Origin of the sequence: Tsukamurella paurometabola, from assembly GCF_900631615.1 — a bacterium.
GTDB classification, from domain to species: domain Bacteria; phylum Actinomycetota; class Actinomycetes; order Mycobacteriales; family Mycobacteriaceae; genus Tsukamurella; species Tsukamurella paurometabola_A.
In genome coordinates, this window is the sequence record NZ_LR131273.1 from 4576923 (window position 1) to 4602531 (window position 25609).

22 protein-coding genes are annotated in these 25609 nt (G+C 70.2%); 8 read left to right on the forward strand and 14 right to left on the reverse strand.

Features of this window, described 5'->3' with window-relative positions; all coding sequences use genetic code 11:
• Positions 1-10 precede the first annotated feature (10 nt).
• Positions 11-997 carry an AurF N-oxygenase family protein gene (locus ELY19_RS22775; protein ID WP_227967248.1) on the reverse strand — a complete coding sequence of 329 codons (987 nt, stop codon included), beginning with the start codon at positions 995-997 and terminating at the stop codon, positions 11-13.
• 194 nt (positions 998-1191) lie between these two features.
• Here ELY19_RS22775 and ELY19_RS22780 point away from each other — a divergent pair, with 194 nt between their 5' ends.
• On the forward strand, positions 1192-1638 hold the full coding sequence (locus ELY19_RS22780; RefSeq protein ID WP_126198525.1) for an SRPBCC family protein: 447 nt from the start codon (positions 1192-1194) through the stop codon (positions 1636-1638).
• Between the two features lie 13 nt (positions 1639-1651).
• On the opposite strand, the gene proB is transcribed toward ELY19_RS22780, so the two are convergent.
• The 9 genes from proB to ELY19_RS22825 all read right to left on the reverse strand — a co-directional run bounded on the left by proB (position 1652) and on the right by ELY19_RS22825 (position 13608).
• Positions 1652-2788, reverse strand: coding sequence for a glutamate 5-kinase (proB, locus tag ELY19_RS22785; protein WP_126198526.1), 1137 nt, complete (start codon positions 2786-2788; stop codon positions 1652-1654).
• Entirely contained in the window at positions 2785-4245 is a 1461-nt protein-coding gene (obgE, locus tag ELY19_RS22790; RefSeq protein ID WP_126198527.1) for a GTPase ObgE, read from the reverse strand. Before obgE ends, proB begins: the two co-directional genes overlap by 4 nt.
• A gap of 124 nt (positions 4246-4369) precedes the next feature.
• Positions 4370-4633 (reverse strand): 50S ribosomal protein L27, encoded by a 264-nt coding sequence (gene rpmA, locus ELY19_RS22795; RefSeq protein WP_126198528.1) that lies wholly within the window; start codon positions 4631-4633, stop codon positions 4370-4372.
• A gap of 46 nt (positions 4634-4679) precedes the next feature.
• On the reverse strand, positions 4680-4991 hold the full coding sequence (gene rplU, locus ELY19_RS22800; RefSeq protein WP_126198529.1) for a 50S ribosomal protein L21: 312 nt from the start codon (positions 4989-4991) through the stop codon (positions 4680-4682).
• Positions 4992-5138: 147 nt separating this feature from the next.
• Positions 5139-8324, reverse strand: coding sequence for a translation initiation factor IF-2 N-terminal domain-containing protein (locus ELY19_RS22805; RefSeq protein WP_126198530.1), 3186 nt, complete (start codon positions 8322-8324; stop codon positions 5139-5141).
• A 322-nt stretch (positions 8325-8646) separates the two neighbouring features.
• Positions 8647-9060 carry a nucleoside-diphosphate kinase gene (ndk, locus tag ELY19_RS22810; protein WP_126198531.1) on the reverse strand — a complete coding sequence of 138 codons (414 nt, stop codon included), beginning with the start codon at positions 9058-9060 and terminating at the stop codon, positions 8647-8649.
• 35 nt (positions 9061-9095) lie between these two features.
• Positions 9096-9497, reverse strand: a complete 402-nt coding sequence (locus ELY19_RS22815; RefSeq protein WP_126198532.1) for a DUF4233 domain-containing protein — start codon at positions 9495-9497, stop codon at positions 9096-9098.
• Entirely contained in the window at positions 9494-10912 is a 1419-nt protein-coding gene (gene folC / locus ELY19_RS22820) for a bifunctional tetrahydrofolate synthase/dihydrofolate synthase (protein ID WP_126198533.1), read from the reverse strand. The genes ELY19_RS22815 and folC overlap by 4 nt, the downstream gene beginning before the upstream one ends.
• Positions 10909-13608: a valine--tRNA ligase gene (locus ELY19_RS22825; protein ID WP_126198534.1), complete on the reverse strand. Its 2700-nt coding sequence runs from the start codon at positions 13606-13608 to the stop codon at positions 10909-10911. Before ELY19_RS22825 ends, folC begins: the two co-directional genes overlap by 4 nt.
• A 111-nt stretch (positions 13609-13719) precedes the next feature.
• On the opposite strand from ELY19_RS22825, the gene ELY19_RS22830 reads away from it, so the two are divergent.
• Positions 13720-15339: an ABC-F family ATP-binding cassette domain-containing protein gene (locus ELY19_RS22830; RefSeq protein WP_126198535.1), complete on the forward strand. Its 1620-nt coding sequence runs from the start codon at positions 13720-13722 to the stop codon at positions 15337-15339.
• Positions 15340-15414: 75 nt separating this feature from the next.
• Here the strand turns inward: ELY19_RS22830 and clpX are convergent, their stop codons facing one another.
• The 4 genes from clpX to tig all read right to left on the reverse strand — a co-directional run bounded on the left by clpX (position 15415) and on the right by tig (position 19703).
• Positions 15415-16692, reverse strand: a complete 1278-nt coding sequence (gene clpX, locus ELY19_RS22835) for an ATP-dependent Clp protease ATP-binding subunit ClpX (RefSeq protein ID WP_126198536.1) — start codon at positions 16690-16692, stop codon at positions 15415-15417.
• Between the two features lie 186 nt (positions 16693-16878).
• Positions 16879-17544: an ATP-dependent Clp protease proteolytic subunit gene (locus tag ELY19_RS22840; protein WP_126198537.1), complete on the reverse strand. Its 666-nt coding sequence runs from the start codon at positions 17542-17544 to the stop codon at positions 16879-16881.
• A 17-nt stretch (positions 17545-17561) separates the two neighbouring features.
• Positions 17562-18155 carry an ATP-dependent Clp protease proteolytic subunit gene (locus ELY19_RS22845; RefSeq protein WP_126198538.1) on the reverse strand — a complete coding sequence of 198 codons (594 nt, stop codon included), beginning with the start codon at positions 18153-18155 and terminating at the stop codon, positions 17562-17564.
• Between the two features lie 135 nt (positions 18156-18290).
• Positions 18291-19703, reverse strand: coding sequence for a trigger factor (tig, locus tag ELY19_RS22850; RefSeq protein WP_126198539.1), 1413 nt, complete (start codon positions 19701-19703; stop codon positions 18291-18293).
• A gap of 203 nt (positions 19704-19906) precedes the next feature.
• Between tig and ELY19_RS22855 the strand changes: the two genes are divergently transcribed.
• The 6 genes from ELY19_RS22855 (at position 19907) to ELY19_RS24035 (ending at position 25597) form a co-directional block, all read left to right on the forward strand.
• Positions 19907-20290, forward strand: a complete 384-nt coding sequence (locus ELY19_RS22855; protein WP_126198540.1) for a DUF1304 domain-containing protein — start codon at positions 19907-19909, stop codon at positions 20288-20290.
• Positions 20291-20369: 79 nt separating this feature from the next.
• Positions 20370-20891, forward strand: a complete 522-nt coding sequence (gene speG / locus ELY19_RS22860; RefSeq protein WP_126198541.1) for a spermidine N1-acetyltransferase — start codon at positions 20370-20372, stop codon at positions 20889-20891.
• 106 nt (positions 20892-20997) lie between these two features.
• Positions 20998-21753 (forward strand): YoaK family protein, encoded by a 756-nt coding sequence (locus tag ELY19_RS22865; RefSeq protein ID WP_126198542.1) that lies wholly within the window; start codon positions 20998-21000, stop codon positions 21751-21753.
• Positions 21754-21857: 104 nt separating this feature from the next.
• Complete coding sequence (locus tag ELY19_RS22870) at positions 21858-23195, forward strand: MFS transporter (RefSeq protein WP_126198543.1); 1338 nt, start codon at positions 21858-21860, stop codon at positions 23193-23195.
• An 88-nt stretch (positions 23196-23283) separates the two neighbouring features.
• The gene (locus ELY19_RS22875; protein ID WP_126198544.1) at positions 23284-24561 is read left to right on the forward strand and encodes an ATP-binding protein; all 1278 of its coding nucleotides are present in this window, start codon (positions 23284-23286) and stop codon (positions 24559-24561) included.
• Between the two features lie 637 nt (positions 24562-25198).
• A complete protein-coding gene (locus ELY19_RS24035) occupies positions 25199-25597 on the forward strand; it encodes an excalibur calcium-binding domain-containing protein (RefSeq protein ID WP_197716088.1) in 399 nt (132 codons plus the stop codon).
• Positions 25598-25609 lie beyond the last annotated feature (12 nt).

The following is a 25609-nucleotide window of genomic DNA, read 5'->3' on the forward strand; positions in this document are numbered from 1 at the left end:
CGGGATCTGGTCAGCCGGCGGCGTAGGCGGGCTCGCTGCGGAACCGGGAGACGCGACCGTCGATGCCGAGGACGCGCCACAGCACCCGCGAGACCGGGTTCATGAGCTTCGTCTTCTCGGCGAGCAGCCGGACGTCGCCGAACACCTCACGCTTCATGGCCTGCGACTCGGGCGACCGCCAGTACATCTGCTTCCACACCTCACGAGGAATGTCGAAGCGCTTGCGGAACTGTCGCGGCGGCACGGCGATCGCGGTGAGGAGCGAGCGCATCACGATCGGCAGGGCCAACGAGAGCAGGAAGCGCGGGAACACTCCGCGCGTGGGAATCCGGTGCTCGAGCAGTTGGTGCGCGAACGAGATGTGCCGGGCCTCCTCCGCCACGTGGATCTGCATGACCGCCGTCATGGTGGGGTGCTGCTCGATCCCCGAACGCAGGAACTGCTTCTGCACGTGGTCGATCGGCTCCTCGCCGCCGAGCACGCCCATGTAGAAGATCATCGGGAAGGTCGTGGCCGCCAGCGGAATGAACGGCGAGAGCCGACGGAACCACAGGGGGCCGCCGGGCACGTCCATGCCGATCCGGTTGACGAACTCCTGGAACATCAGCGTGTGCTGGCACTCCTCCTTCGCCTCGTGCGTGGCGTACCGGAACTCCGGGGAGTTGTTCGGCTGCACGGCGGTGTACTGCATGATGCCGCGGATCAGGACGGATTCGAACTGCAGGCCGACCTTCGCGACGTTGGCCTGCCGCCACATCCCCATCTCGATCTGCTTCGCCAGCGGCTGCGACTGGTACCACTCGGTGCGACCGATCGGATCGAAGCGGGAGTCGAGGACCCACCGCGGGTCGTCGGGCACGACGGCCAGCTCGGGCGAGTCCCAGTCGATGTCGACGTACGGGTCGAAGTTGCGGTGCACCGACGCCTCGGACAGGTCGGTCAGCGTCTGCTCGTACTCCGCCTGCCCGGGGAACGGGCGGCCGCGCGTGCGGCCCATGTGGGTGATGTGCAGTGCCACGACGGACTCCTCCTGCTCGGCTGACACACTTCTAAGAAAAATGTACCACGATGGTGGACATTTCCTACCCGTCTGTATGAACGCGCTGGTCGGACAGGTATGGTCGCCGGTGGTCACCCGGGACACCGGGTCCCATTCGTTCGTCGTCCTGATCGCCGAGACCGGAGGCCTCCATGACCACCATCCACCACACCGCGACCGCATCGGCACCGCTGAGCGCCGCGTTCGCGCACGTCGCGGACTACCGGACCGTGCCGCAGTGGTTCTTCGGGATCAGCCGGTTCACGCCCCAGGGCGACACGGACTACGGCCTCGGAGCGACCTACGACTCCGCCGTGAAGATCGGCCCCAAGGAGATCGGGTCGGTCGTGCGGGTCACCGAGTTCGAGGAGGACCGGCTCATCACGCTCACCTCGATCGCGGGCTTCGCGACCACGTCGCGCTGGACCTTCACGGCCGTCGACGACGCCACGACCGAGCTCGCGGTGGAGTTCACCTACGAGCTGCCCGGCGGATTCGCCGGCAAGGCCCTCGGCATGCTCATCGAACCCTTCGCCGCCCAGGCCGTGAAGGCCTCCGAGGCGGCCCTCCGCCGCGACCTCGAAGGCGCGCAGGTCTGACGCCGGGCGTCCGTCAGCGCACCGGCACCAGGTCGTCGGCGTGGACGACGGGGCGGCGCAGCCCCTCCGGGAGGTCCGTGGTGTCACGGCCGAGCATCATCTCGAGTTCGGTGTGGTCGTAGGCCGCCACGCCGCGGGCCCGGACGGTGCCGTGCAGGTCGCGCAGGTTCACCACGTCTCCTCCGGAGAAGGTGCCGCGGACCGCGGTGACGCCCGCGGGAAGCAGCGACCGGCGGCGGTCCACGACGGCGGCGACGGCACCGTCGTCCAGCGTCAGATCGCCGTGCACGTCGGCGGCGTGCCGCACCCAGAAGCGGCGCGCCGACAGGCGCACGGCGCGCGGCCGGAAGACCGTGCCCACGTCGGCGCCGTCGAGCGCCCGGTCGGCGAGCGCGGCGGCGGTGAGGAGGACCGGGACCCCGGCGTCGGCCGCGAGCCGAGCGGCGGAGAGCTTCGAGGCCATGCCGCCGGTGCCGAGCGCGCCGCCCGAGCCCGCGACGACGCCGTCGAGGTCCTCGGGACCGTCGACCGCGCCGATGAGCGACGCGTCGCCCTTGCGCGGGTCACCGTCGTACAGCCCGTCGACGTCCGACAGCAGCACCAACGCGTCGGCCCCGGTCAGGTGCGCGACCAGAGCCGCCAGCCGGTCGTTGTCGCCGAAGCGCACCTCGTTGGAGGCGACCACGTCGTTCTCGTTGATGATCGGCACCGCACCGAGCGTGCGCAGCCGGTCCAGGGTGCGCTGCGCGTTCGCAGCGTGCACCCGCAGGCCGATGTCGTGGGCGGTGAGAAGGACCAGCGAGACGATGCGCTCGTACCGGCGGAAGGACGCACCCCAGGCATTGGCGAGCTGCAGTTGCCCCACCGAGGCGACCGCCTGCTTCGTCGCGAGGTCCGTCGGCCGGCGCTTGAGGCCCAGGGGCGCCATCCCGGCGCCGATCGCGCCCGACGAGACGACGATGACCTCGGTCCCCCGGTCGAGCCGGGCGACGATGGCGTCGGTCAGGGCGTCCAACCGGTCGGAGGCGAGGCCGTGCTCCAGGTCGGTCAGTGCGGAGCTGCCGATCTTGACGACCAGCTTGCGGGCACCCGCGACGGCGGCGCGCATGTCGCCGGTGAGGAGGTCGCCCGTCGCGGGCGCCGCCGTCATTCGTCGTCCTCGTCGTCGCTCGCCAGGCCACGGCGCACGTCGTGCTGGTGGCGGCGCTCGGCCGCGCCCACGCGCTCGTTGCGCTCCAGGCGGATGTCGGTGCCGCGGCCGGTGACGGGCACGTCGTCGATGGTGCCGAGCGAGGGCTCCCACTCGAAGCAGACGTCGCCGATGGTGACCGGGCAGCCGGGCACCGCGCCCAGCTTGACCAGCTCGTCCTCGACGCCGAGCCGGTTGAGGCGGTCGGCGAGGTAGCCCACGGCCTCGTCGTTGTCGAACGGGGTCTGCTTGATCCAGCGCTCCGGCCGCGGGCCGCGCACGATGAAGCCGCCCGGCTGATCGGGATCGGAGATGACCTCGAAGCCGGATTCGTCGATCGCGATGGGCCGGATGACGGGGCGCCGCGCGACGGGCGTGCCGCGCTCGGCGCGGTACTTCTGTACGAGGTCGGCGAGCGCGAAGGTCAGCTCGCGCAGGCCCGTGTGGGCGACCGCGGAGATCACGAAGACGGGCCAGCCGCGCGCCTCGAACTCGGGGCGCACCATCTCGGCGAGCTCCTCCGCGTCCGGCACATCGGCCTTGTTCAGCACCACGATCCGGGGCCGCTCGGCCAGGTCACCGAGCCCGGTGTCGGCGGCCAGCGCGGGCTGATACGCCGCCAGCTCGGCCTCGAGCGCATCGACGTCGCTCACCGGGTCACGGCCCGGTTCCAGGGTCGCGCAGTCCACGACGTGCGCGAGCACCGCGCAGCGCTCGAGGTGCCGCAGGAAGTCGAGGCCCAGGCCGCGGCCCGTCGACGCGCCGGGGATGAGCCCCGGCACGTCGGCGACGGTGAACGTGGTCTCCCCCGCCGAGACGACGCCGAGGTTCGGCGCGAGAGTGGTGAACGGATAGTCGGCGATCTTCGGCTTCGCGGCCGAGAGCACCGAGACCAGCGAGGACTTGCCCGCCGACGGGAAGCCCACGAGGCCCACGTCGGCGACGGACTTGAGTTCGAGAACCAGGTCGCGGGCCTGGCCCTCCTCACCGAGCAGGGCGAAGCCGGGGGCCTTGCGGGCCTTGGACACGAGCGCGGCGTTGCCGCGACCGCCGCGACCGCCCTGCGCCGCGTCGAAACGGGTGCCGGCGCCGACGAGGTCGGCCAGCATCCTGCCATCGGTGTCGAGCACGACGGTGCCGTCCGGCACCTTGAGCACGAGGTCCTGGCCGGACTTCCCCTCGCGGTTGCCGCCCTCGCCGGGTTTGCCGTTGGTGGCCTTGAGGTGCGGGCGGAAGTGGAAGTCGAGCAGGGTGTGCACCTGCGGGTCGACCTCGAGGATCACGGAGCCGCCGCGCCCGCCGTTGCCGCCGTCCGGGCCACCGAGCGGCTTGAACTTCTCGCGGTGGATCGAGGCGCAGCCGTGGCCACCGTTACCGGCCGTGACGTGCACCGTCACCCGGTCGACGAACCTGGACATGGAGGAACCTCTTTCTACCTGTGTGCCGGGCGCCGGCGGGCGCGGGGCGGAAAAGCCGAAAGCGGGCGGGTCTCACCATCAGGAGACCACGCCCGCCTTCGAAGAACTCGTGTGCCGCTGCGGACTAGGCCTCCACAGCGACCGGCACGATGTTGACCGTCTTGCGGCCACGCTTCGTACCGAACTCCACCGCACCCGCCTCGAGGGCGAACAGGGTGTCGTCGCCACCGCGGCCGACGCCGGCGCCCGGGTGGAAGTGGGTGCCGCGCTGGCGGACCAGGATCTCGCCGGCGCTGACCTTCTGGCCACCGAACCGCTTCACGCCCAGTCGCTGGGCGTTGGAATCACGACCGTTGCGCGAGCTGGACGCGCCCTTCTTGTGTGCCATCTGGCTACTCCTGTACTAAGAGGTGTTCGTTGTCTGGGTTCGCCGGTCAGGCGATAGCGGTCACCTTGACGACCGTCAGGTTCTGCCGGTGGCCCTGACGCTTGTGGTAGCCGGTCTTGTTCTTGAACTTGTGGATCCGGATCTTCGGGCCCTTGACCTGATCCACGACCTCGCCGGTCACGGAGATCTTCTCCAGCGCCGCGGCGTCGGTGGTGAGGTTCGCGCCGTCGACGACCAGAGCGACGGGCAGCGTGACGCTGCTGCCGACCTCACCGTCGATCTTCTCGACCTTCACCAGGTCGCCGACGGCGACCTTGTACTGCTTGCCGCCGGTCTTGACGATCGCATACGTGGCCATCTTCGGACTTACCTCTTCTTACACATCTCGTAGTTCAGCGCGCGCCAGGTGCGCGGCTCGTATCACGCGGGTACTCCGGAACACGCACGCACGAGCGCGCCGCCGGAAAAGCGACCTTCCCAGGTTACGGGAAGGCCGGCGACAGGGTCAAACCGGCTGGTCCGCCTTGTCGGCACCGTCACTTCCGGGCCCGCCCGCCGCGGGCCCCGCGGGACGGGCGGCGGCCCGCCGGCGCGCCCGCTTGCGCGCGGGCTCGGCCACGGAGGCTCCGGCACCCTCGGTGGTGCTCGCCGCCGCCGGGGCGTCGGGAGCGCCCGCGGCCAGGTCGACCACGATCGTCTGCGGCGCGGCCGACGTGGTGGTCGGCGCCTTGCGAGCGACGCGCCGGCGGCGGGGTGCCGACGGTGCCGTCGCCTCGACGGGTGCCGGGGCCGGAGCGGCTCCGGCGGGCTCCGCGGCCGGGGTCTCGGCGACCGACTCGGCGGGTGCCGCGGTCGCCACGACCTCGGTCGCCACGACCTCGGTCGCCACGACCTCGGTCGCCACGGACTCGACGACCTGCTCGACGGCGGCCCGCTCTGCGGTCGCGCCCTCGGACGGCGTGTCGGCGGTCCGCACGTCCTCGTTCGACGCGTCGGTGGCACTCGCGCCGTCCGCGGGTGCCTCGTCGTCGTGGTGCGCGGCCATCGCCTTGAACATCGGGTGCTCCCCCTTGTGGGCGGGCACCTCCTTGGCCGGCGCGGGCGGTGCCGACGGGGCCTGGGCGGCACCGTCGGACTTGGCGCGCTTGCGCTTCTTGCGGCCCGAGCCCTCGGTCTTGTCGCCCGAGCGGCTGCCGTCCTCGCCGCCGCCCGAGGACTCGACGGGCGCGTCGTGCACGATGATGCCGCGACCGCCGCACGCCTGGCACGGCGTCGAGAAGGCCTCGACGAGCCCGGTACCGATCCGCTTGCGGGTCATCTGGACCAGGCCGAGCGAGGTGACCTCGGAGACCTGGTGCCGGGTGCGGTCGCGGCCGAGCGCCTCGGTGAGGCGGCGCAGCACGAGATCGCGGTTGGATTCGAGGACCATGTCGATGAAGTCGACGACGATCATGCCGCCGATGTCGCGCAGGCGCATCTGCCGCACGATCTCCTCGGCCGCCTCGAGGTTGTTCCGGGTGACAGTCTCCTCGAGGTTGCCGCCGGCGCCGGTGAACTTGCCCGTGTTGACGTCGACCACCGTCATGGCCTCGGTGCGGTCGATGACCAGCGTGCCGCCCGAGGGCAGCCAGACCTTGCGGTCCATCGCCTTGGCGAGCTGCTCGTCGATGCGGTAGGTCGCGAAGACGTCCGCGGCGTCGGCATGGGCCTTCTCGAACTTCTCCACGCGGGGCAGCAGGTCGGGCGCGACGGTGGAGACGTACTTCTCCACCGTGTCCCAGGCGCGACCGCCCTCGATGACGAGCTTGCTGAAGTCCTCGTTGAACAGGTCGCGCACGACCTTGACCAGGAGGTCGGGCTCCTCGTAGAGCGCCTTGACGCCCTTCTGGGAGGATGCCTCCTCGATCTCGGCCCACTGGGCCTGCAGGCGCGCGACGTCGCCCGCGAGCTCCTCGGCGCTCACGCCCTCGGAGGCGGTGCGGATGATGACGCCCGCATCGGCCGGGACGATCTCCTTGAGGATCTCCTTGAGGCGCTTGCGCTCGGTGTCGGGCAGCTTGCGCGAGATGCCCGCGGAACCGCCACCGGGCACGTACACCAGGAAGCGTCCGGCGAGCGAGATCTGCGTGGTCAGGCGCGCGCCCTTGTGCCCCACCGGGTCCTTGGACACCTGCACCAGCACCTGATCGCCGGGCTTGAGGGCCTGCTCGATCTTGCGGGCGTTGCCGTCGAGGCCGGCGGCGTCCCAATTGACCTCGCCGGCGTAGAGGACGCCGTTGCGGCCGCGGCCGATGTCGACGAAGGCGGCCTCCATCGACGGCAGCACGTTCTGCACGCGGCCCAGGTAGATGTTGCCGACCATCGACGCCGAACTCGACGACGTGACGAAGTGCTCCACCAGCACGCCGTCCTCGAGGACGGCGACCTGGGTGTAGTCCTGCGGATGCGGGACGGTGTGCCCGTCCTGGCCCTCGGACGGGCCGACGCCGGTGCGCTCCCGCACGACCATCACCCGGTCGACGGACTCACGACGGGCGAGGAACTCCGACTCCGTGAGGATCGGCGGGCGGCGGCGCACGGTGTCGCGGCCGTCGCGCCGGCGCTGGCGCTTGGCCTCCAGTCGGGTCGATCCGCTGATGCCGCGCACCTCGTCGCGGCGCGTGCGCTGCCGCGGCTCGCGCTCGTGCACGACCGTGTTGGGCGGATCGTCGGACGACGCCGCCTCCGCGCCGTCCTCCCCCGTCCCGGCGCGCCGGCGGCGGCGGCGCCGGCGACGGCGCGAGCCGCCATCGGTCACGTCCTCGACGTCGTCGCCCTCGGCCTCGCCCGACGGGGTCTCATCCGTCTTCTCGCCGTCGGCCTTCTCCGCGTCCGGCTTCGCGCCGTCGGCCGGCGCGGCCTCGTCCGCCGCGGGCGTCTCGGCGTCCGCGGTCCTGGCGCCGTCGTTCTGCTCCTGGCCGTCCTGCTCGTCGGCGTTCTCGCCGCGCCCACGACCACGCCCCCGGCGCCCGCGACGGCGCCGGCGGTTGCCGCCGGCCTCGTCGTCGCCGTTCTGCTCGGTCGACGGTGCGGATTCCGCCGCCTCGCCCACGGCGGAGCCCTGGCCGTCGGCGGCCGCGGCGTCGGTCGCGGCCGCGGCCGCGCCCTCGGTGGTGGGCGCGTCAGCGGTCGCCGCGGCCTCCGGGGCGCCCTCGGCGTCCTTCTTGGCGGCGCGAGCCTTGCGCGGCGCGGGTTCCACCTGCTCGGGCTGCAGGAAGAGGGGTGCGTTCGCGTCGAACGGCGCCGCGGGCGCCCGCTCCACGACGGGCTCGGCCACCGCGGCGGCCGAGAACAGCGACGGTGTGCTCTCCTGAACCGGCTGCTCAGCCGGCGCGGGCCGTCCGGCCTCGGTCGCTTCGGCAGCGGCCTCGATCGCTTCGGCAGCGGCGGGCTCGGGCGACTGCGCAGCGGGCGCCGCGTCCCCCGACCCGGCCCCCGTCAGTTCGGCGACCCGATCACGGACACGCTCGGCGGCACTGCGATCGATGCTCGAGTGCGCGCTGCGCGCGACGAAGCCCAGCTCGCCGAGGTGCGCGAGCACCTCCTTGCTGGTGAGGCCCAGCAGACGCGCCAGTGCGTGCACGCGCAGCTTCTGCGGGAACTCCTCCCGAGCTTCGTTGTTCTGTTCTTCCGGCGACGTGTTGTCGGCCACTCAGTATCTCCTACCGACCCCCGGGCGCGATCACTGCTGGTCGCGGCCACGCGGGGGCGTGTCATGTGGTGCGGGCGAAGGAGTTCTCCTACCGCCCCACGTTTGTCAAGGTCTGCACGTGTCTCGTGCGTGGCGCACGCTGGTTCCACGTTCTGCGAACCAGCCGGGCCGGTCGGCGCTGCGCGGTTTGCGCGCGCCGACGTGCGTCCGAGGTCAGTATCCCACACGCCACAGGCAGTGCGGAAAAGTATCGGGCCCGCGCCGCGCGAAACGCGCGGGCGGGCCCGGGAGGATCAGGGGGTGTGGAACAGGTTCTGGCAGGTCAGGCGAGGCCGGGGAACCACAGGGCGATCTCGCGCTCGGCGGACTCGGGCGAGTCGGAGCCGTGCACCAGGTTCTCCTGGGTCTCGAGACCGAAGTCGCCGCGGATGGTGCCGGGCGCGGCCTTCTCGACCGGATCGGTGCCGCCCGCGATCTGCCGGAACGCGGCGATGGCCCGAGGCCCTTCGAGCACCGCGGCCACGACGGGACCCGAGGTGATGAACTCGAGGAGCGAGCCGAAGAACGGCTTGTCCTTGTGCTCGGCGTAGTGGCCCTCGGCCACCTCGGTGGAGACGTGCTTGAGTTCGAGGGCCGCGATCGTCAGCCCCTTCTTCTCGATGCGCGCCAGGATGTCCCCGGTGAGGCCGCGCCGCACGCCGTCGGGCTTGATCAGAATCAGAGTCCGCTCAGTCACGGGCAACAGCGTAACGGCACCGTCCGGGGGCGCGTTCACTCGGTGACGGGTTCCTGCCCCGGTAGGCGCCCCTGGGCCATCCGCTGCTTCACGTCGCGCTGGATGTAGGCGATGTACGCCCAGACGATCCCGAACACGACGCCGACCGCACCGATCCCCCAGTGCACGACGAACCCGGCGATGACCGCGACCTGCAGCGCGAGGAAGGCGGGAACGGCCCACGGCTTCTTGACGACCATGCATCCGCCGAACATGAGTGCCGCGAGCACCAGCACGTATGCGATCTTGAGCCCGGAGAGGCCCGGCGAGAGCCGGACCACGACGGGCAGCGCCAGCAGGATCACGATCATCTCGAGGATCAGGGTGCCCGAGAGGATGCCGCGGAAGCTCTTCCACGGGTCCTTGGGCGGCGGCGTGAACCGCTGGGGTTCGGTCACTGGGGTTCCTTTCCGAACAGCGAGCGCGCAGCACCGGCGGTGACCACGGAACCCGTGATGAGCACGCCGACGCCGGAGGCGGGCCCGTCCTCGTCATCCGATTCCTGGTCGGCGAGCGCAACGGCCGTCTCCACCGCGTCGACCATGGTGGGCGAGGTGACCACGCGGTCCTCGCCGAAGATCTCCTCGGCGATCGCCGCGAGCCGCTCGACCTCGAGCGCACGGGGCGAGCCGTTGTGGGTCACGACGACGGTGTCGAGCACCGGCTCGAGCGCCGTGAGCACGCCGATGGCGTCCTTGTCGGCGAGCACGGACACGACGCCGATGAGGGTGCGGAACCCGAACTCGGTCTCGATGGTCCGGGCCAGCGCCTGCGCACCGTGCGGGTTGTGGGCGGCGTCGACGAGCACCGTCGGGGCGCTGCGCACCCGCTCCAGACGGCCGGGCGAGGCCGACTTCGCGAAACCCTCACGCACCGTGTCGATGTCGAGCTGCTGGTCCGCACCGGCACCGAAGAAGGCCTCGACGGCGGCGAGTGCGACCGCGGCGTTGTTGGCCTGGTGCTCGCCGTGCAGCGGGAGGAAGACGTCGTCGTAGACGCCGCCCAGCCCCTGGAGGGTCAGCTGCTGCCCGCCGACCGCGACGCGCCGCTCGACGACCGCGAACTCGGAGCCCTCGCGCGCGACCGCCGCGTCGGTCTCCACCGCCCTGCGCAGCAGCACGTCCATGGCCGCGGGTTCCTGCTTGCCCACGATCATCACGGTGTCCTTGGGGATCAGCCGCTCGGGTGCGCGCTTGACGATGCCGGCCTTCTCCCCCGCGATCGACGCGAGGTCGGGTCCGAGGATCTCGACGTGGTCGAGTCCGATCGGCGTGATGACGGCGACCTCCGCGGTCACCACGTTGGTGGCGTCCCAGGTGCCGCCGAGACCGACCTCCACGACGGCCACGTCGACGGGGGCCTCGGCGAACGCGGCGAAGGCCATCGCGGTGAGCACCTCGAACTTGCTCATCCGCGGGCCGTCGGCCGCCTCGGACTGCTGATCGACGAGTTCGATGTACGGCTCGAGCTCGCGGTAGGTCTCGACGTACTGCTTCGCGGTGAGCGGCGCACCGTCGATCGCGATGCGCTCGGTGGCCAGCTGCAGGTGCGGGCTGGTGATCCGGCCCGTCCGGCGGGAGAAGGCCAGCAGCAGGGAGTCGATCATCCGCGCGGTCGACGACTTACCGTTGGTGCCCGCGACCTGGATCGAGGGGTACGCGTCCTGCGGGGATCCCAGCAGCTGCATCAGCGCGGAGATGCGCGTGAGCGACGGCTCGATCTTCGTCTCCGGCCATCGCTGATCCAGTTCCGCCTCGACCTGGGCCAGTTCGGCGAGGTCGTCGGGGTCGGCGGCGAAGGCGGGCACCGTCACGCGGCGCCCCCGCCGAGCTGCGCGATCCGGGCGGTGAGGCGCTCGACCTCCTCCTGCGCGACGGTCTGCCGCGTGCGGATCTTGTCGACGACGGCGTCGGGCGCCTTTGCGAGGAAGGCCTCGTTGCCCAACTTGGCCGAGGTCCCGTCGAGCTCCTTCTGCGCGGCCTTGAGGTCCTTCTCCAGGCGCGCCCGCTCGGCCCCGAGGTCGACGGTGCCGGACGTGTCCAGCTCGACGGTGACGGTGCCTCCCGCGAGGCGGACCTCCAGCGAGGCGGTGGCGGCGAAACCCGCCTCCGGCGGGGTGAGCCGGCACAGGCTCGCGGCGGCGGGCGCGAGGGAGGTCAGGCCCGCCTCGTCGAGACCGGTCAGTCGGGCGGCGACGCGCTGCCCCGGCTTGAGCAGCTGATCGCTGCGGAACCGGCGGATCTCGGTGACCAGGCGCTGGAGATCCGCGAAGCGGCGGGCCGATTCGACCCCGTCGGCCGGGATCTCCGCGGGGGCCCAGTCGCGCGACGGCCAGTCGGCGATCACGAGCGACGTGCCGCCGGTGAGGGCCTTCCACAGCACCTCGGTGACGAAGGGCATCGTCGGATGCAGCATGCGCAGGACGACGTCGAGGGCCTTCCCGAGGACGAGGCGGGTGTTCTCGCCGAGCGCCACGTCTCCCCGGTCGTTGGCGGCGTGCAGCTGCAGCTTGGCGACCTCGAGGTACCAGTCGCACAGCTCGTCCCACGCGAAGTGGTACAGGGCCTCGCAGGCCTTGCCCAGCTCGTTGGCGTCGAACGCCGCGTCGGCCTCGGCCTGGACCGCGGCGAGACGGTCGAGGATCCAGCGGTCGGCGTCCGTGAGGTCGGCACGATCCGGCAGGTCGCCGACCCGCGCGTCGTTCATCAGCGCCAGTTTGGTGGCGTTGAACAGCTTGGTGGCGAACTTCCGGCTGCTCGCGGCGGCGTCGGCGCCCACGTTGAGATCCGCACCGGGGATGGTGCCGCGGGCCAGGGTGAAGCGCAGCGCGTCGGCCCCGTACTCGTCGACCCAGTCGAGCGGGTCGATGCCGTTGCCCTTCGACTTCGACATCTTGCGGCCGAACTCGTCACGCACCAGGCCGTGCAGCAGCACCTCGCGGAAGGGCACCGTGCCGGGCGCCTGCGGCTCCTCGCCGATGAACGTGCCGAACATCATCATCCGGGCGACCCAGAAGAAGATGATGTCGTAGCCGGTGACCAGGGTGGACGTGGGATAGAACTTCGCCAGGTCCGCCGTCTGCTCGGGCCAGCCCATCGTCGAGAACGGGAACAGGCCGGAGCTGAACCAGGTGTCGAGGACGTCGGGGTCCTGCTCGTAGCCGGCGGGCGGGGTGTCGTCCGGGCCGCAGCAGACCACGTCGCGGTTGCCCTCGGCGTCGGCCGGCCCGTACCAGACGGGGATGCGGTGCCCCCACCACAGCTGCCGGGAGATGTTCCAGTCGTGCATCTCGTCGACCCAGTCGAAGAAGCGCGGGGCGAGCGACTCGGGGACGATGGTGGTGTCGCCGCCGCGCACCGCGTCCCCCGCGGCCTTGGACAGCCGGTCGACCTTGACCCACCACTGCATCGACAGGCGCGGCTCGATCGGCTCGCCGGAGCGCTCGCTGTGGCCGACACTGTGCCGGTACGGGCGCACCTCCTTGACGATGCGGCCCTGCTCGGCGAGGGCGTCGCGGATCGCCTTGCGGGCGACGAAGCGGTCCATGCCGTCGAACCGGGTTCCGGTGCCGGTGATGTGGGCGGTCTCGTCCATGATCGTGGGCATCGGCAGACCGTGCCGCTGGCCCAGCGCGAAGTCGTTGGGGTCGTGGGCGGGCGTGATCTTCACGGCGCCGGAGCCGAACTCGGGGTCGACGTAGTCGTCGGCCACGACGGGGATGCGGCGGTCCAGGAAGGGGTGTTCGAGCGTGGTTCCGACGAGGGCTCGGTAGCGCTCGTCGTCGGGGTGGACGGCGATCGCGGTGTCCCCGAGCATCGTCTCCAGTCGCGTCGTGGCGCACACGATGTGCGGTTCGTCGTCGTTGAGCGAGCCGTAGCGGAAGGACACCAGCTCGCCGTCGACCTCCTTGTGGTCGACCTCGAGGTCGGAGATGCCGGTCTGGAGCACGGGCGACCAGTTGACCAGGCGCTCCGCACGGTAGATCAGGCCCGCGTCGAAGAGCTGCTTGAAGATGGTCTGGACGGCGCGGGACAGGCCCTCGTCCATGGTGAACCGTTCCCGCGACCAGTCGATGCCCACACCGATCCGCCGCATCTGGCCGGTGATGTTGCCGTGGCTGGCCTCTTTGAAGGCCCACGCGCGCTCGAGGAACTTCTCGCGGCCGATCTCCCGGCGGCTCGTGCCCTCGGCGGCGAGCTGCTTCTCGACCAGCGACTGGGTGGCGATGCCGGCGTGGTCGGTGCCCGGCAGCCACAGCACCTCGAATCCCTGCATCCGCTTGCGGCGGCAGAGCGCATCGGTGATGGTCTGGTCGAGCGCGTGCCCCAGGTGCAGGCTGCCCGTCACATTGGGGGGCGGCAGGACCACCGAGAACGCGGGCTTGGGTGAGGTGTTGTCGGCCGTGAAGTAGCCCGCCTCGACCCAGCCGCGGTAGATGCCCGCCTCTACCGCACCGGGCTCCCAGGCGGCGGGAAGTCGGTCTGCGGCGGTCTGCGGCTCAGTAGTCACCCCACGATTCTAGTCAGCGCACTCGAGCGGTTTCCGCGGGGCTTTTGACGGTGCGCGGTGTCCCGGAAAACCGGTGGCGCGCGCCCGGCCCCGACCTTCAGGATGGGACGAATGGGACATCTCGAAGCCACCCACGTGGACTACTACCTCCCCGACGGGCGGGCGTTGCTCGGCGACGTCTCGTTCCGGATCGGCGACGGTGCCGTTGCCGCACTCGTCGGCCGCAACGGTGCCGGCAAGACGACTCTGCTGCGACTGCTCTCGGGCGAGGTGGAGCCGCACGGCGGCGCGGTGACCTCCAGCGGTGGCGTCGGAGTGATGCCTCAGTTCATCGGATCGGTGCGCGACGAGCGCACCGTGCGGGACCTGCTGCTGTCGGTCTCGCCCCCGCGCCTGCAGGCGGCGGCGCGCGAGCTCGACGCGGTGGAGCTGGCGCTCATGGAGGACGACGGCGACGCCACCCAGATGCGGTACGCGACGGCGCTCACCGAGTGGGGTGACGCCGGCGGCTACGCGGCCGAGACGCTGTGGGACGCGTGCACGATCGCCGCGCTGGGCGTTCCGTACGACCGGGCGCAGTGGCGGGGCCTCACCTCGCTCTCCGGCGGCGAGCAGAAGCGCCTGGCGCTCGAGGCGCTGTTGCGCGGCGACGCCGAGGTCCTGCTGCTCGACGAGCCGGACAACTACCTGGACGTGCCCGGCAAGGAGTGGCTCGAGGAGCAGCTGCGACAGACGCCGAAGACGGTCCTGTTCGTCAGTCACGACCGAGAGCTACTCGCTCGCGCGGCCACCCGGATCGTCGCCGTCGAGCCCGCTCCCGGCGGCTCGGACACGTGGGTGCACGGCGGCGGCTTCGCCACCTTCCACCAGGCTCGCGACGAGCGCTTCGCGCGGTTCGACGAGCTGCGCCGCCGCTGGGACGAGCGGCACCAGCAGCTGAAGAAGCTGGTGCTGACGCTACGCGAGCAGGCGAAGTTCAACGACGGCATGGCCTCGCGGTACCAGGCGGCGCAGACCCGGTTGCGCCGGTTCGAGGAGGCCGGTCCGCCGCCCGAACCGCCCCGACGGCAGGAGATCTCCATGCGGCTGCGCGGCGGCCGCACCGGGGTGCGCGCGGTCACGGCGAAGAACCTGGAGCTCACGGGGCTGATGCAGCCCTTCGACCTCGAGGTCTTCTACGGCGAGCGGGTCGCGGTACTCGGCTCGAACGGCTCCGGGAAGTCGCATTTCCTGCGTTTGCTCGCCGGGGAGGACGTCGCCCACTCGGGTGAGGCGACGCTCGGCGCCCGGGTGGTGCCGGGCCACTTCGCCCAGACGCACGCGCACCCGGAGCTGCAGGGCCGCACGCTGGTGGAGATCCTCCGCGACGAGCACGCGGCGGACCTCGGGCGATCGATGCCGGCGCTGCGCCGGTACGAGCTGCACGGACAGGCGGAGCAGCGCTTCGAGAACCTGTCCGGCGGGCAGCAGGCCCGCTTCCAGGTGCTGCTCCTGGAGTTCGCGGGCAGCACCGCCCTGCTCCTCGACGAGCCGACGGACAACCTGGACCTGGAGAGCGCCGAGGCGCTGCAGGCCGCGTTGGAGGCGTACGAGGGGACGGTGCTGGCGGTGACGCACGACCGGTGGTTCGCGCGGTCCTTCGACCGGTTCCTGGTGTTCGGGTCCGACGGCGCCGTCCGGGAGGCGCCGGAGCCCGTGTGGGACGAGGCGCGGGTGCAGCGCGCCCGCTGACCGTACGGCTCTGCGCGATACCCGGAAGCGACTGTGCCCCCGGCCGATTCGGCCGGGGGCACAGTCGATGCGCGGTTACGCGCTCTTCTCGCGACGCTCGTCGCGGGAGCGCTTGCGGGGCACGATGGTGGGCAGCACGTTGTCACGCACCGTCTCCCCTGTCACGACGACCTTCGCCACGTCGTCGCGCGACGGGATGTCGAACATGACGGGGTTGAGCACCTCTTCCATGATGGCGCGCAGGCCACGGGCACCGGTCCCCCGGTGGATGGCCTGGTCGGCGATGGCGCCGAGGGCGTCGTCATCGAACTCGAGCTCCACGCCGTCCATCTCGAACAGGCGCTGGTACTGCTTCACGAGGGCGTTCTTCGGCTCCGAGAGGATCGAGACCAGCGACTCCTTGTCGAGGTTCGAGACGGAGGCGATGACGGGAAGACGGCCGATGAACTCGGGGATGAGGCCGAACTTGATGAGGTCCTCGGGCAGCACGTCGGCGAAGTGATCGACGGTGTCGACCTCGGCCTTCGAACGCACCTCGTTGCCGAAGCCGAGGCCGCGCTTGCCGATGCGGTCGCCCACGACCTTCTCCAGCCCGGCGAACGCGCCGGCGACGATGAACAGGACGTTCGTCGTGTCGATCTGGATGAACTCCTGATGCGGGTGCTTGCGGCCGCCCTGCGGCGGGACGCTGGCCTGCGTTCCCTCGAGGATCTTCAGCAGGGCCTGCTGCACGCCCTCGCCGGAGACGTCGCGGGTGATCGACGGGTTCTCGCTCTTGCGCGCGATCTTGTCGACCTCGTCGATGTAGATGATGCCGGTCTCGGCGCGCTTGACGTCGTAGTCGGCGGCCTGGATCAGCTTGAGGAGGATGTTCTCCACGTCCTCACCCACGTACCCGGCCTCGGTGAGGGCCGTCGCGTCGGCGATGGCGAAGGGCACGTTGAGCATCTTCGCCAGGGTCTGCGCGAGGTAGGTCTTGCCGCAGCCGGTGGGGCCGAGCATCAGGATGTTGGACTTCGCCAGCTCCACGCTCTCGCCGCGGGCGTCCTTGCGCTCACCGGCCTGGATGCGCTTGTAGTGGTTGTACACGGCCACCGCGAGGTTCCGCTTGGCCGAGTCCTGCCCGATGACGTAGTTGTCGAGGAAGTCCCGGATCTCGACGGGCTTGGGCAGCTCGTCCAGCTTCACGTCACTGGTCTCGGCCAGTTCCTCTTCGATGATCTCGTTGCACAGGTCGATGCACTCATCGCAGATGTACACGCCGGGACCCGCGATCAGCTTCTTGACCTGCTTCTGGCTCTTTCCGCAGAAGGAGCACTTCAACAGGTCTGCGCCGTCCCCGATCCGTGCCATGCCCAGTGCCTACTTCCCTTGCCGATGACCCGCCTGCCGCGATGCACGTCAGGTGGCGTCTCTAGTACGACGGTACCCGCGAACTTCCGTCCCGGCGACCGATATGAATAGCTTGCTAGAGGTGGCACCGGGGGCCGCGGAACCCGCTCACGCGGCGTGTCGCGACCCCCGATGTCCTGCTCCGAATTACTTCGCGGAGGCCTTGCGGTACGGGAACACCGTGTCGACGATGCCGTACTCCTTGGCCTGCTCGGCCGTGAGGATGTTGTCCCGGTCGGTGTCCTTGCGGATCTGCTCGACCGTCTGCCCCGTGTGGCTCGCGAGGATCTCGTCGAGACGGTTGCGCGCACGCTCCATCTCGGCGGCCTGGATCTCGAGGTCGGAGACCTGGCCGCGCATCGAGCCGCCCGTGCGCGGCTGGTGGATCAGCACCGTCGAGTTGGGCAGCGCGGCGCGCTTGCCCGGGGTGCCACCGGCGAGCAGGATCGCCGCGGCCGAGGCGGCGGTGCCGAGCACGACCGTCGCGACGTCGCAGTGCACGTACTGCATGGTGTCGTAGATGCCGAGGGCGTCGTACAGACTGCCGCCGGGCGAGTTGATGTAGATCGTGATGTCGCGATCCGGATCCTGCGACTCGAGCACCAGGATCTGGGCCATCACGTCGTTCGCCGAGACCTCGTCGATCTGGTTCTTGAGGAAGATGATCCGCTCGTCGAACAGCTTCGAGTACGGGTTGGTGACGCGCTCGTTGCCGTTCGCCGCGCGCTCGATGAACGACGGGACGTCGTAGCGGCCGGTGGCGGGGACGTGCAGGCCCTGGGCCGACATCGTGGTGGGGTAACCCTCAGTCATTTCAAGTGGTCCTCTCGCTACTTGACGGAGCTCGCGCGGCTGACGACGTGGTCGACGAAGCCGTAGTCCCGGGCCTCCTCGGCCGTGAACCACTTGTCGCGGTCGGCGTCGGACTCGATCTTCTCGATCGGCTGGCCGGTGAACTGGGCGTTCAGCCGGTTCATCTCCACCTTGGTCTTGCGGAACAGCTCGGCCTGGATGGCGATGTCGGCCGCGGTACCACCGATGCCGGCGGACGGCTGGTGCATCATGATGCGGGCGTGGGGCAGGGCGTAGCGCTTGCCCTTGGTGCCGGCGGCGAGCAGGAACTCACCCATCGAGGCGGCCATGCCCATCGCGTAGGTCGCGACGTCGCACTCGACGAACTCCATGGTGTCGAAGATCGCCATACCGGCGGAGATGCTGCCGCCGGGCGAGTTGATGTAGAGGTTGATGTCCTTGGTCGGGTCCTCGGCCGACAGCAGCAGCATCTGCGCGCAGAGCTGGTTGGCGATGTCGTCGTTCACCTCGCTGCCGAGGAAGATGATCCGCGACTCCAGGAGGCGGCTGTACACCGAATCGTTCAGGTTCAGGCCGGCCATTCCGGACCGCATGATGGGGTTGGAGGTCATCCGCTGCTCCCTGCCTTTCTTTGCTGTCATCGACACTAACGAACGTGCAGGGCGGGTACGTCCCCCGGCACGCTCGGCTCCGCTGAGGGCAGAAACGCCCCGCAGCCGGTCCGGCTGCGGGGCGCTCCGCGGGTGCTACTTCTCGTCGGCCTCGGCCGCGATCTCCTCGGCCTCGGCGACCACGTCCTCCTCGGCGGCGGCCTCCTCCGCGAGCTCCTCGCCGGCGTCCTCGCGGTCGAACAGCGCCTTGGTGTCGACGACGTTGCCGTCGGCGTCCTTGACCGTGACCTCGAGCACGACGTCCGCGAGGCCCTTGCCCCGACGGACCTCCTGGAAGAGGGCGGGCAGCTGGCCGGCCTGCTGGATCTGCTGGATGAACTCCGCCGGCTGCATGCCGTAGCGCTGCGACTGGAACAGGATGTGCTCCTGCAGCTCCTGCTGGTCGACCTGCACGTCCTGGGCGTCGGCGATCGCGTCGAGGAGCAGCTGCACCTTGACCTGCTTCTCGGCGGACTCGCGCGCCTGGGTCTCGAACTCCTCGCGGGTGGTGCCCTGCGCCTTGAGGGCGGTCTCGAGGAGCTCCTCGTTGTGGCCCACCTGGTGCAGCACGTCGTGCACGTTGGCGTCGGCCTGCTCCTTGACGACGGCCTCGGGCAGCGGCACCTCGACGGCCTCGAGAAGCTTGTCGAGCACGGCGTCGCGGATGTCCGCGGCCTGACCCAGCTTCTTGTTCTGCTCGACGCGCTCACGCAGGTCGGCGCGCAGCTCCTCGACGGTGTCGAACTCGCTCGCCAGCTGGGCGAACTCGTCGTCCAGCTCGGGCAGCTCGCGCTCCTTGACGGAGTCGACGGTGACGGTGACCTCCGCCTCCTGGCCCGCGAACTCGCCGGCCACGAGGGTGGTGGTGAACTCCTTGGACTCGCCGGACTTCAGGCCGACGAGGGCCTCGTCGAGGCCGTCGATGAGGTTCCCGGAGCCGACCTCGTGCGAGAGGCCGGTGGTCTTGGCGTCCTCGACGTCCTTGCCGTCGACAGTGGCCGACAGGTCGATGGTGACGAAGTCGCCGGTCTCGACGGCGCGGTCGACGCCCTTGAGGGTGCCGAAGCGGGCGCGGAGCCCCTCGACCTGCTCATCGACGTCGGCGTCGGTGACCTCGAGGGAGGGGACCTCGACCTCGATGGACGAGTAGTCGGGCAGCGTGATCTCGGGGCGCACGTCGACCTCGGCGGTGAACGAGAAGGTCTCGCCGTACTCGAGCTTGTCGATGTCGATCTCGGGCTGGCCGAGCGCCTTGACGTCGGCGTCCAGGACGGCCTGGCTGTACTTGCCGGGCAGCGCGTCATTGATCACCTGCGAGAGGACGGCGTCGCGGCCGACGCGCGCCTCGATCAGCTTCGCGGGAGCCTTGCCCTTCCGGAAGCCGGGGATGTTGACCTGCTGCGCGAGAGCCTCGTACGCACGATCGAAATCGGGCGCGAGCTCGTCGAAGGGAACCTCGACGCTCAGGCGGACGCGAGTCGGGCTCAGCTGCTCGACGGTGCTCTTCACTCGTTCTCCTCGGGTTGGTATCAGCAGGAGCGCCGCGTGATGTGTGCGGTTTCCTGCGGGCAGCACGGGACCGACGTCGGGCCCACGGCACTCGGACAAGAGTACGCGACGGCGCGCGGCCGCTGACAGCCCGGGCGGGGTCCGGCGAACGCGTCCGGCCGACCGTCGGCGCCGTGCGGCGGACCGTCGACGATGATGAGTCCATGATCGCCCTCGGACTCGCCTTCGCCGCCGTCGCGGCACTCGTGCACTGCTTCATCTTCTACCTGGAATCGATCGCATGGACCTCGCCGCGCTCGCGCGCCGCCTTCGGCACGACGGAGGAGACGGCGGAGATCACCCGGCCCCTCGCCTTCAATCAGGGCTTCTACAACCTGTTCCTCGCGATCGCGGTGTTCGTGGGTCTCGCCCTCGTGGGCCCGCAGCGCGCCGTCGGCGCGACGCTGGTGCTGGTGGGCGTCGGCTCCATGCTCGCAGCGGCGCTCGTGCTCGCCCTCTCGGACCGGACCAAGCTCCGCGCCGCCGCGGTCCAGGGCTCCGCGCCGGTGCTCGCGGTGCTCTTCCTCGGCATCGGGCTCGCGGTGTAGCGCCGAGTCCCCCTCCGGCCGCCCCGGTACCGTCGGCGATCGCAGCTCTCCGGGCGCGCGGACGCCCTACGCTGGCGGTGTGGAACTCACGCTGCGCGCGATGGAGCGCACGGACCTGAGGTTCGTGCACGGCCTGTTCAACGACAGGGCGGTGATGTCGTACTGGTTCGAGGAGCCCTTCGACGCACTGGCGGAGCTCGAGGACATCTACGAACGACACATCCACGATGAGCGTGAGCGACGCTTCATCATTCAGTACGACGGGCTGCCGGTGGGCCTGGTGGAGCTCGTCGAGATCAACGTGATCCACCGGAACTGCGAGTTCCAGATCATCGTCGCGCCGTCCGCGCAGGGGAAGGGCTACGCGGGACCCGCCACCCGCAAGGCGCTCGACTACGCGTTCCGAATCCTCAACCTCCACAAGGTGTACCTCTACGTCGACGTCGCCAACGAGAAGGCCGCGCACGTCTACGAGAAGCTGGGCTTCACGCAGGAGGGACTCCTCCGCGAGCAGTACTTCTCCAACGGCCGGTACCGTGACGCGCGGCTCATGGGCGTGTTCCAGCGCGACTTCCTGGCCTCGGACCCGCCTCCCGAGTGACCCCGGCCTCTCTCACTACACACTGTGGTGTGTCACCGATCGGACCCCGGATGTGAGCCCGTGCGGCCACCCGGCGAAGGGCACCCGGCGCCGGTAACCATGGGGAATGACCACCTCGACGGAGCACGAGCCCACGAAGCAGCAGCCCCGCCCGGTCGTCTCCCGGGACGCCGCGATCGGACCCGACGCACGCTTGTCCTGGCTCCTCGCCGCCATGGCGGGCATGGTCGGCGCGGTCGCGTTCCTGCACTCGGCCGGATACTTCGTCACCTTCATGACGGGCAACACCGAGCGCGCGGTCCTCACGTGGTTCAAGGCGTCCGACGCGCAGCAGGTCCCGGGCGCGGGCGCACTCGCCGCAACGGCCCTCATCGTCGCCTTCGTCACCGGCGTCGTCGTCGCGTCGGTCTGCCGCCGCTTCTTCTGGCAGAACCACCCGCACGGCCCGACGGTGCTCACCACCGCGGGGCTCCTCATCGCCTCGGCGACGGACTTCGCCCTGGACGGCTTCGCCGAGCCCGAGGTGCGCTTCGTCCCCATCCTCATCATCACCTTCTCGCTGGGCGCGCTGAACACCTCGTTCACGAAGAACGGCGAGGTCTCGGTCCCCCTGTCCTACGTGACGGGCACGCTGGTCAAACTCGGTCAGGGCATCGAGCGGCACGCGACCGGCAACGGCTCCGTCTACGACTGGCTCGGGTACGCCCTCGTCTACACGGGGTTCGTCCTGGGGGCGGCGGTCGGCGGCGTCATCGGCTCCTTCGTCACCGGCCCCCAGGTGATCCTCACGGCCGGCCTGCTCTGCGGGGCGATCACGTTCGTCACGTTCTTCCACTCGGACCGGCGGAAGCTGTTCGGCTGACCGTCCCCGGCGCGCGCACTGGACCGCCGTGCACACCACCCGATTGCGGTCACCGCGAGCACAACCGGTGACAGGTACCGCAGCCCGCCGATAGCTTCCGGTCGGTGAGCACCGCCACCGTCGACGACGCCCCCGCCCCGTCCGCGCCCGACCGCTCCCAGCTGCGGCGCGTGATCGCGGCGTCGCTACTGGGCACGACGGTGGAGTGGTACGACTTCTTCCTCTACTCGACGGCCGCGTCGCTCGTGTTCAACAAGCTCTTCTTCCCGGACACGAGTTCGTTCGTGGGAACCATGTTGAGCTTCGTCACCTTCGCCGTCGGCTTCGTGATGCGGCCGATCGGCGGTCTGGTCTTCGGACACATCGGCGACCGGATAGGGCGGCGGCAGACGCTGGCGCTCACGATGCTGCTGATGGGTGTGGCGACGGCCCTCATGGGCGCGCTGCCCACCGCCGGGCAGGTCGGCGTGCTCGCGCCGGTCCTTCTGCTGATCCTGCGGATCGTGCAGGGTTTCGCACTCGGCGGCGAGTGGGCGGGCGCGGTGCTGCTCGCCGTCGAGCACGCGCCCGAGGGTCGCAGGGGCCGCTTCGGCGCTGTCCCGCAGATCGGGCTCGCATTGGGGCTCGGGCTCGGCACGGCTGTCTTCGCCCTGCTCCAGACAGTGTTCGACGACGACCAGTTCCTCCGCTTCGGATGGCGCATCGCCTTCGCGGTGTCCATCGTGTTGGTGGTGATCGGCATCGTCGTACGCCTGGCCGTCGACGAGACACCCGCCTTCGTCGCGGCCCGAGCCACCCTGGACACCACCCGCGCACCGCTGCGTCAGCTCCTCGGCGATCCGATCCTGCGACGCAACACCATCGCGGGCTGCCTCGCGCGGTGGGCGGAGGGCAGCGCCTTCAACACGTGGGGCGTCTTCGCCATCACCTACGCCACGGCGACGCTCGCGATGAACAAGGTCGAGGTCCTGCTCGCGGTCACCGCGGCGGCCCTGGTGATGGCGGTGGTGATCCCGTTCGCCGGCGTGCTCGTGGATCGGCACGGCGCGGCGCGCGTGTACGGCACCGGCGTTCTGCTCTACGGCGTCGCCGTGTTCCCGGTGTTCGCGCTGTTCGGCACCGCCTCCATCGTCTGGTTCACCGTGGGCCTCATCGTCGTGTTCGGCCTGATCCACGGTGTCTTCTACGCCGCGCAGGGCACCTTCTTCGCGAGCCTGTTCCCCACGAAAGTCCGGTACACGGGCCTGTCCGTCGTCTACCAGTTCTCGGGGATCTACGCCTCGGGCCTCACTCCCCTCATCCTGACCGCGCTCATCCACGGGGCCGACGGTGCGCCGTGGACCGCGGCGGGCTATCTCTGTGCGACCGCCCTCATCTCGCTCGCGGCGACCGTGTGGATCCGCCGCGTCGCGCAGCCCGCGGAGACTCCGCCCCGGCAGTGAGGAGCCCGCCCCGCTCGTCGTCGACCCGCCACGACTGCGAGCGCAAAACCGGCGGGCGCACTCCTGTGATGCGTGCCACACTGCGTGCATGACGGCCCACATCCGCGAGTTCCACGACGACGACCTGGACACGATCGTCCGGCTCTGGGAAGCCGCCTACAACCGCGGGACGCCGCCGGTGTACTCGATGGCGGAGGTGATCGCCTCGTGCCAGCAGGACCACGCGATGGTCGCCACGGAGGGCGATCGCGTGGTCGCGGTGGCCGTCGGCCGTGCTGCGCACGCGCAGGGCTGGATCGTCTTCTTCGACGTCGCGCCCGACACCGACCCGACGGTGGCCGGCCTGGTCCTCGACGCACTGGAACGGCGGATGGCGCCCCTCGGACTCGGGAAGCTGTCGGTCCTGACGGCGGGCGACGACGACGCGTCCGCCGCCCTGTCCGAGAACGGCTTCGTCGTACGGGATCCGGTCCGGTACCTGGAGCGGCCGATGCCGGTGCAACGACGGGAACTGGACCTGCTCAAGGAGGTCGGTGGCCGCCTGCTCCCCCGGCAGTTGTGGGACCGCGTGTCGGGCATGCGGCGCGAGAAGGAGATGCTCGAGCAGCGCCTGGTGACCCCGCTCGCCCGACCCGACATGGCCGAGCGGTTCGGAGTGATGCCGCCGCACGCGGTGATGCTCTTCGGGCCGCCCGGCACGGGGAAGACGACGTTCGCGAAGGCGGTGGCGTCGCGCCTGGACTGGCCGTTCGTGGAGCTCTTCCCCTCGCGGCTCGCGGACTCGCCCGGCGGACTCGCGGGCGCACTGCGGTCGGCGTTCGAGGCGATCGCCTCGCTGGAGCACGCCGTGGTGTTCATCGACGAGGTCGAGGAGATCGCCTCGCACCGCCGCGGCGATCCGCCGTCACCCACGCAGGGCGTCACGAACGAACTGCTCAAGCAGGTCGCCGAGTTCCGAGACCAGGAGGGACGACTGCTGGTGTGCGCCACCAACTTCGTGCGCGCACTCGACGACGCGTTCCTGCGGCACGGCCGCTTCGACTACGTGATGCCGATCGGGCTGCCGGACGCCGACGCCCGGTCCGCGATCTGGGGCCGCTACATCCCCGATCACGTGGTCGGCACGGTCGATGTCGCCGCCCTCACCGCCGCCAGCGAGGGGATGACTCCCGCCGACATCGAGTACGCGGCCCGTAGGGCCTCCCAGGATGCCCTCGCGCGGGCGCTCGACGCGCCGCTCGGCTCGCCCACCCAGGAATTGAGCACGGGCGACTACCTGGCCGCCCTCGCCGCCACCCGGGCCACGGTCTCCCCCGCCGTGGCGGCGGAGTTCTCCGAGGACATCGAGACCTACGCCCGCTTGTGAAGCGCTCACCCGCGTGAAACGGATTGGAACACACGAGCGCGGTCTGCTACAGTTTCGAACAAGTTCGTGAGCGTGACTGTAAACCGCTCAGTGAAACAGAGGCCGGGGCGCGTTACAGGTGCCGCCGGCCTCGCCCATATCCTGAGCATTCGCGCCTCAGGTCGGTCACACGCCGCACACAATCTCGCGTTTCACCCGTCCCGCCTTCCCATCGTCGAAGTGATCCAGAAGGACTGCGCCGCAGTATACTTCGCCGACCTAGTTAGCTTCCCCGCTCTATCTGCCGGCTACTGATTCGTCTAGCGTCACTACAACGGGGCGCGATGCGGGGGCCCGCTGATCGTCGTATCCGGTTTGGGAGGTACAACGCATGGATTCAACGGGAAGTCAGCCGAACCTGCAGCCATCCGGGGGCGGTCGATCGCGCGTCGCCCAACTCGTCGGGTGGATTCTCATCGCGATCGGCGGGCTACTTGCCCTCGGGTCGCTGATTGGTGGGACTGGGCTGGGCGGACACATCGGAGGGGTTTTGATGGGAGCCGCCATCGCGCTCTGCGGCGCGATGCTGGTCCGTCCATTCACCTCATGGAAGAAGGCTGCGCCGGGCGCGATCATCGCACTCGTCCTAGGGGCCGTGATGCTACCGAGCGCACCGAAAGAGCCTGCTCCGGCAAGCGGTCTGATCGGCCCAACCGCCACTGCAACGGTCACTGAATCAGCGACGGCGACAGTGACCGTCACTACCACCACGACCGTTGTGCCTCCGACGAGCACAGAGCCGACCACGACTGCCGTGGCCTCGACGAGCACCCGGATCCCACCGAATCCCGGGCTCACGGAGACGAACACCCGGACACCGGTCCCCACGGTCGATCGGGTGCCTCCACCCCGGACGACCACGGCCGATGCTTCATCCGCGTATTACAGCAATTGCGACGAAGCGAAAGCCGCGGGCGCAGCCCCGATGTACCGCGGGAGTCCCGGCTACCGCCGGGCATTGGATCGCGACGGAGATGGCATCGCCTGCGACAAGTGATCCAAGTGGGCG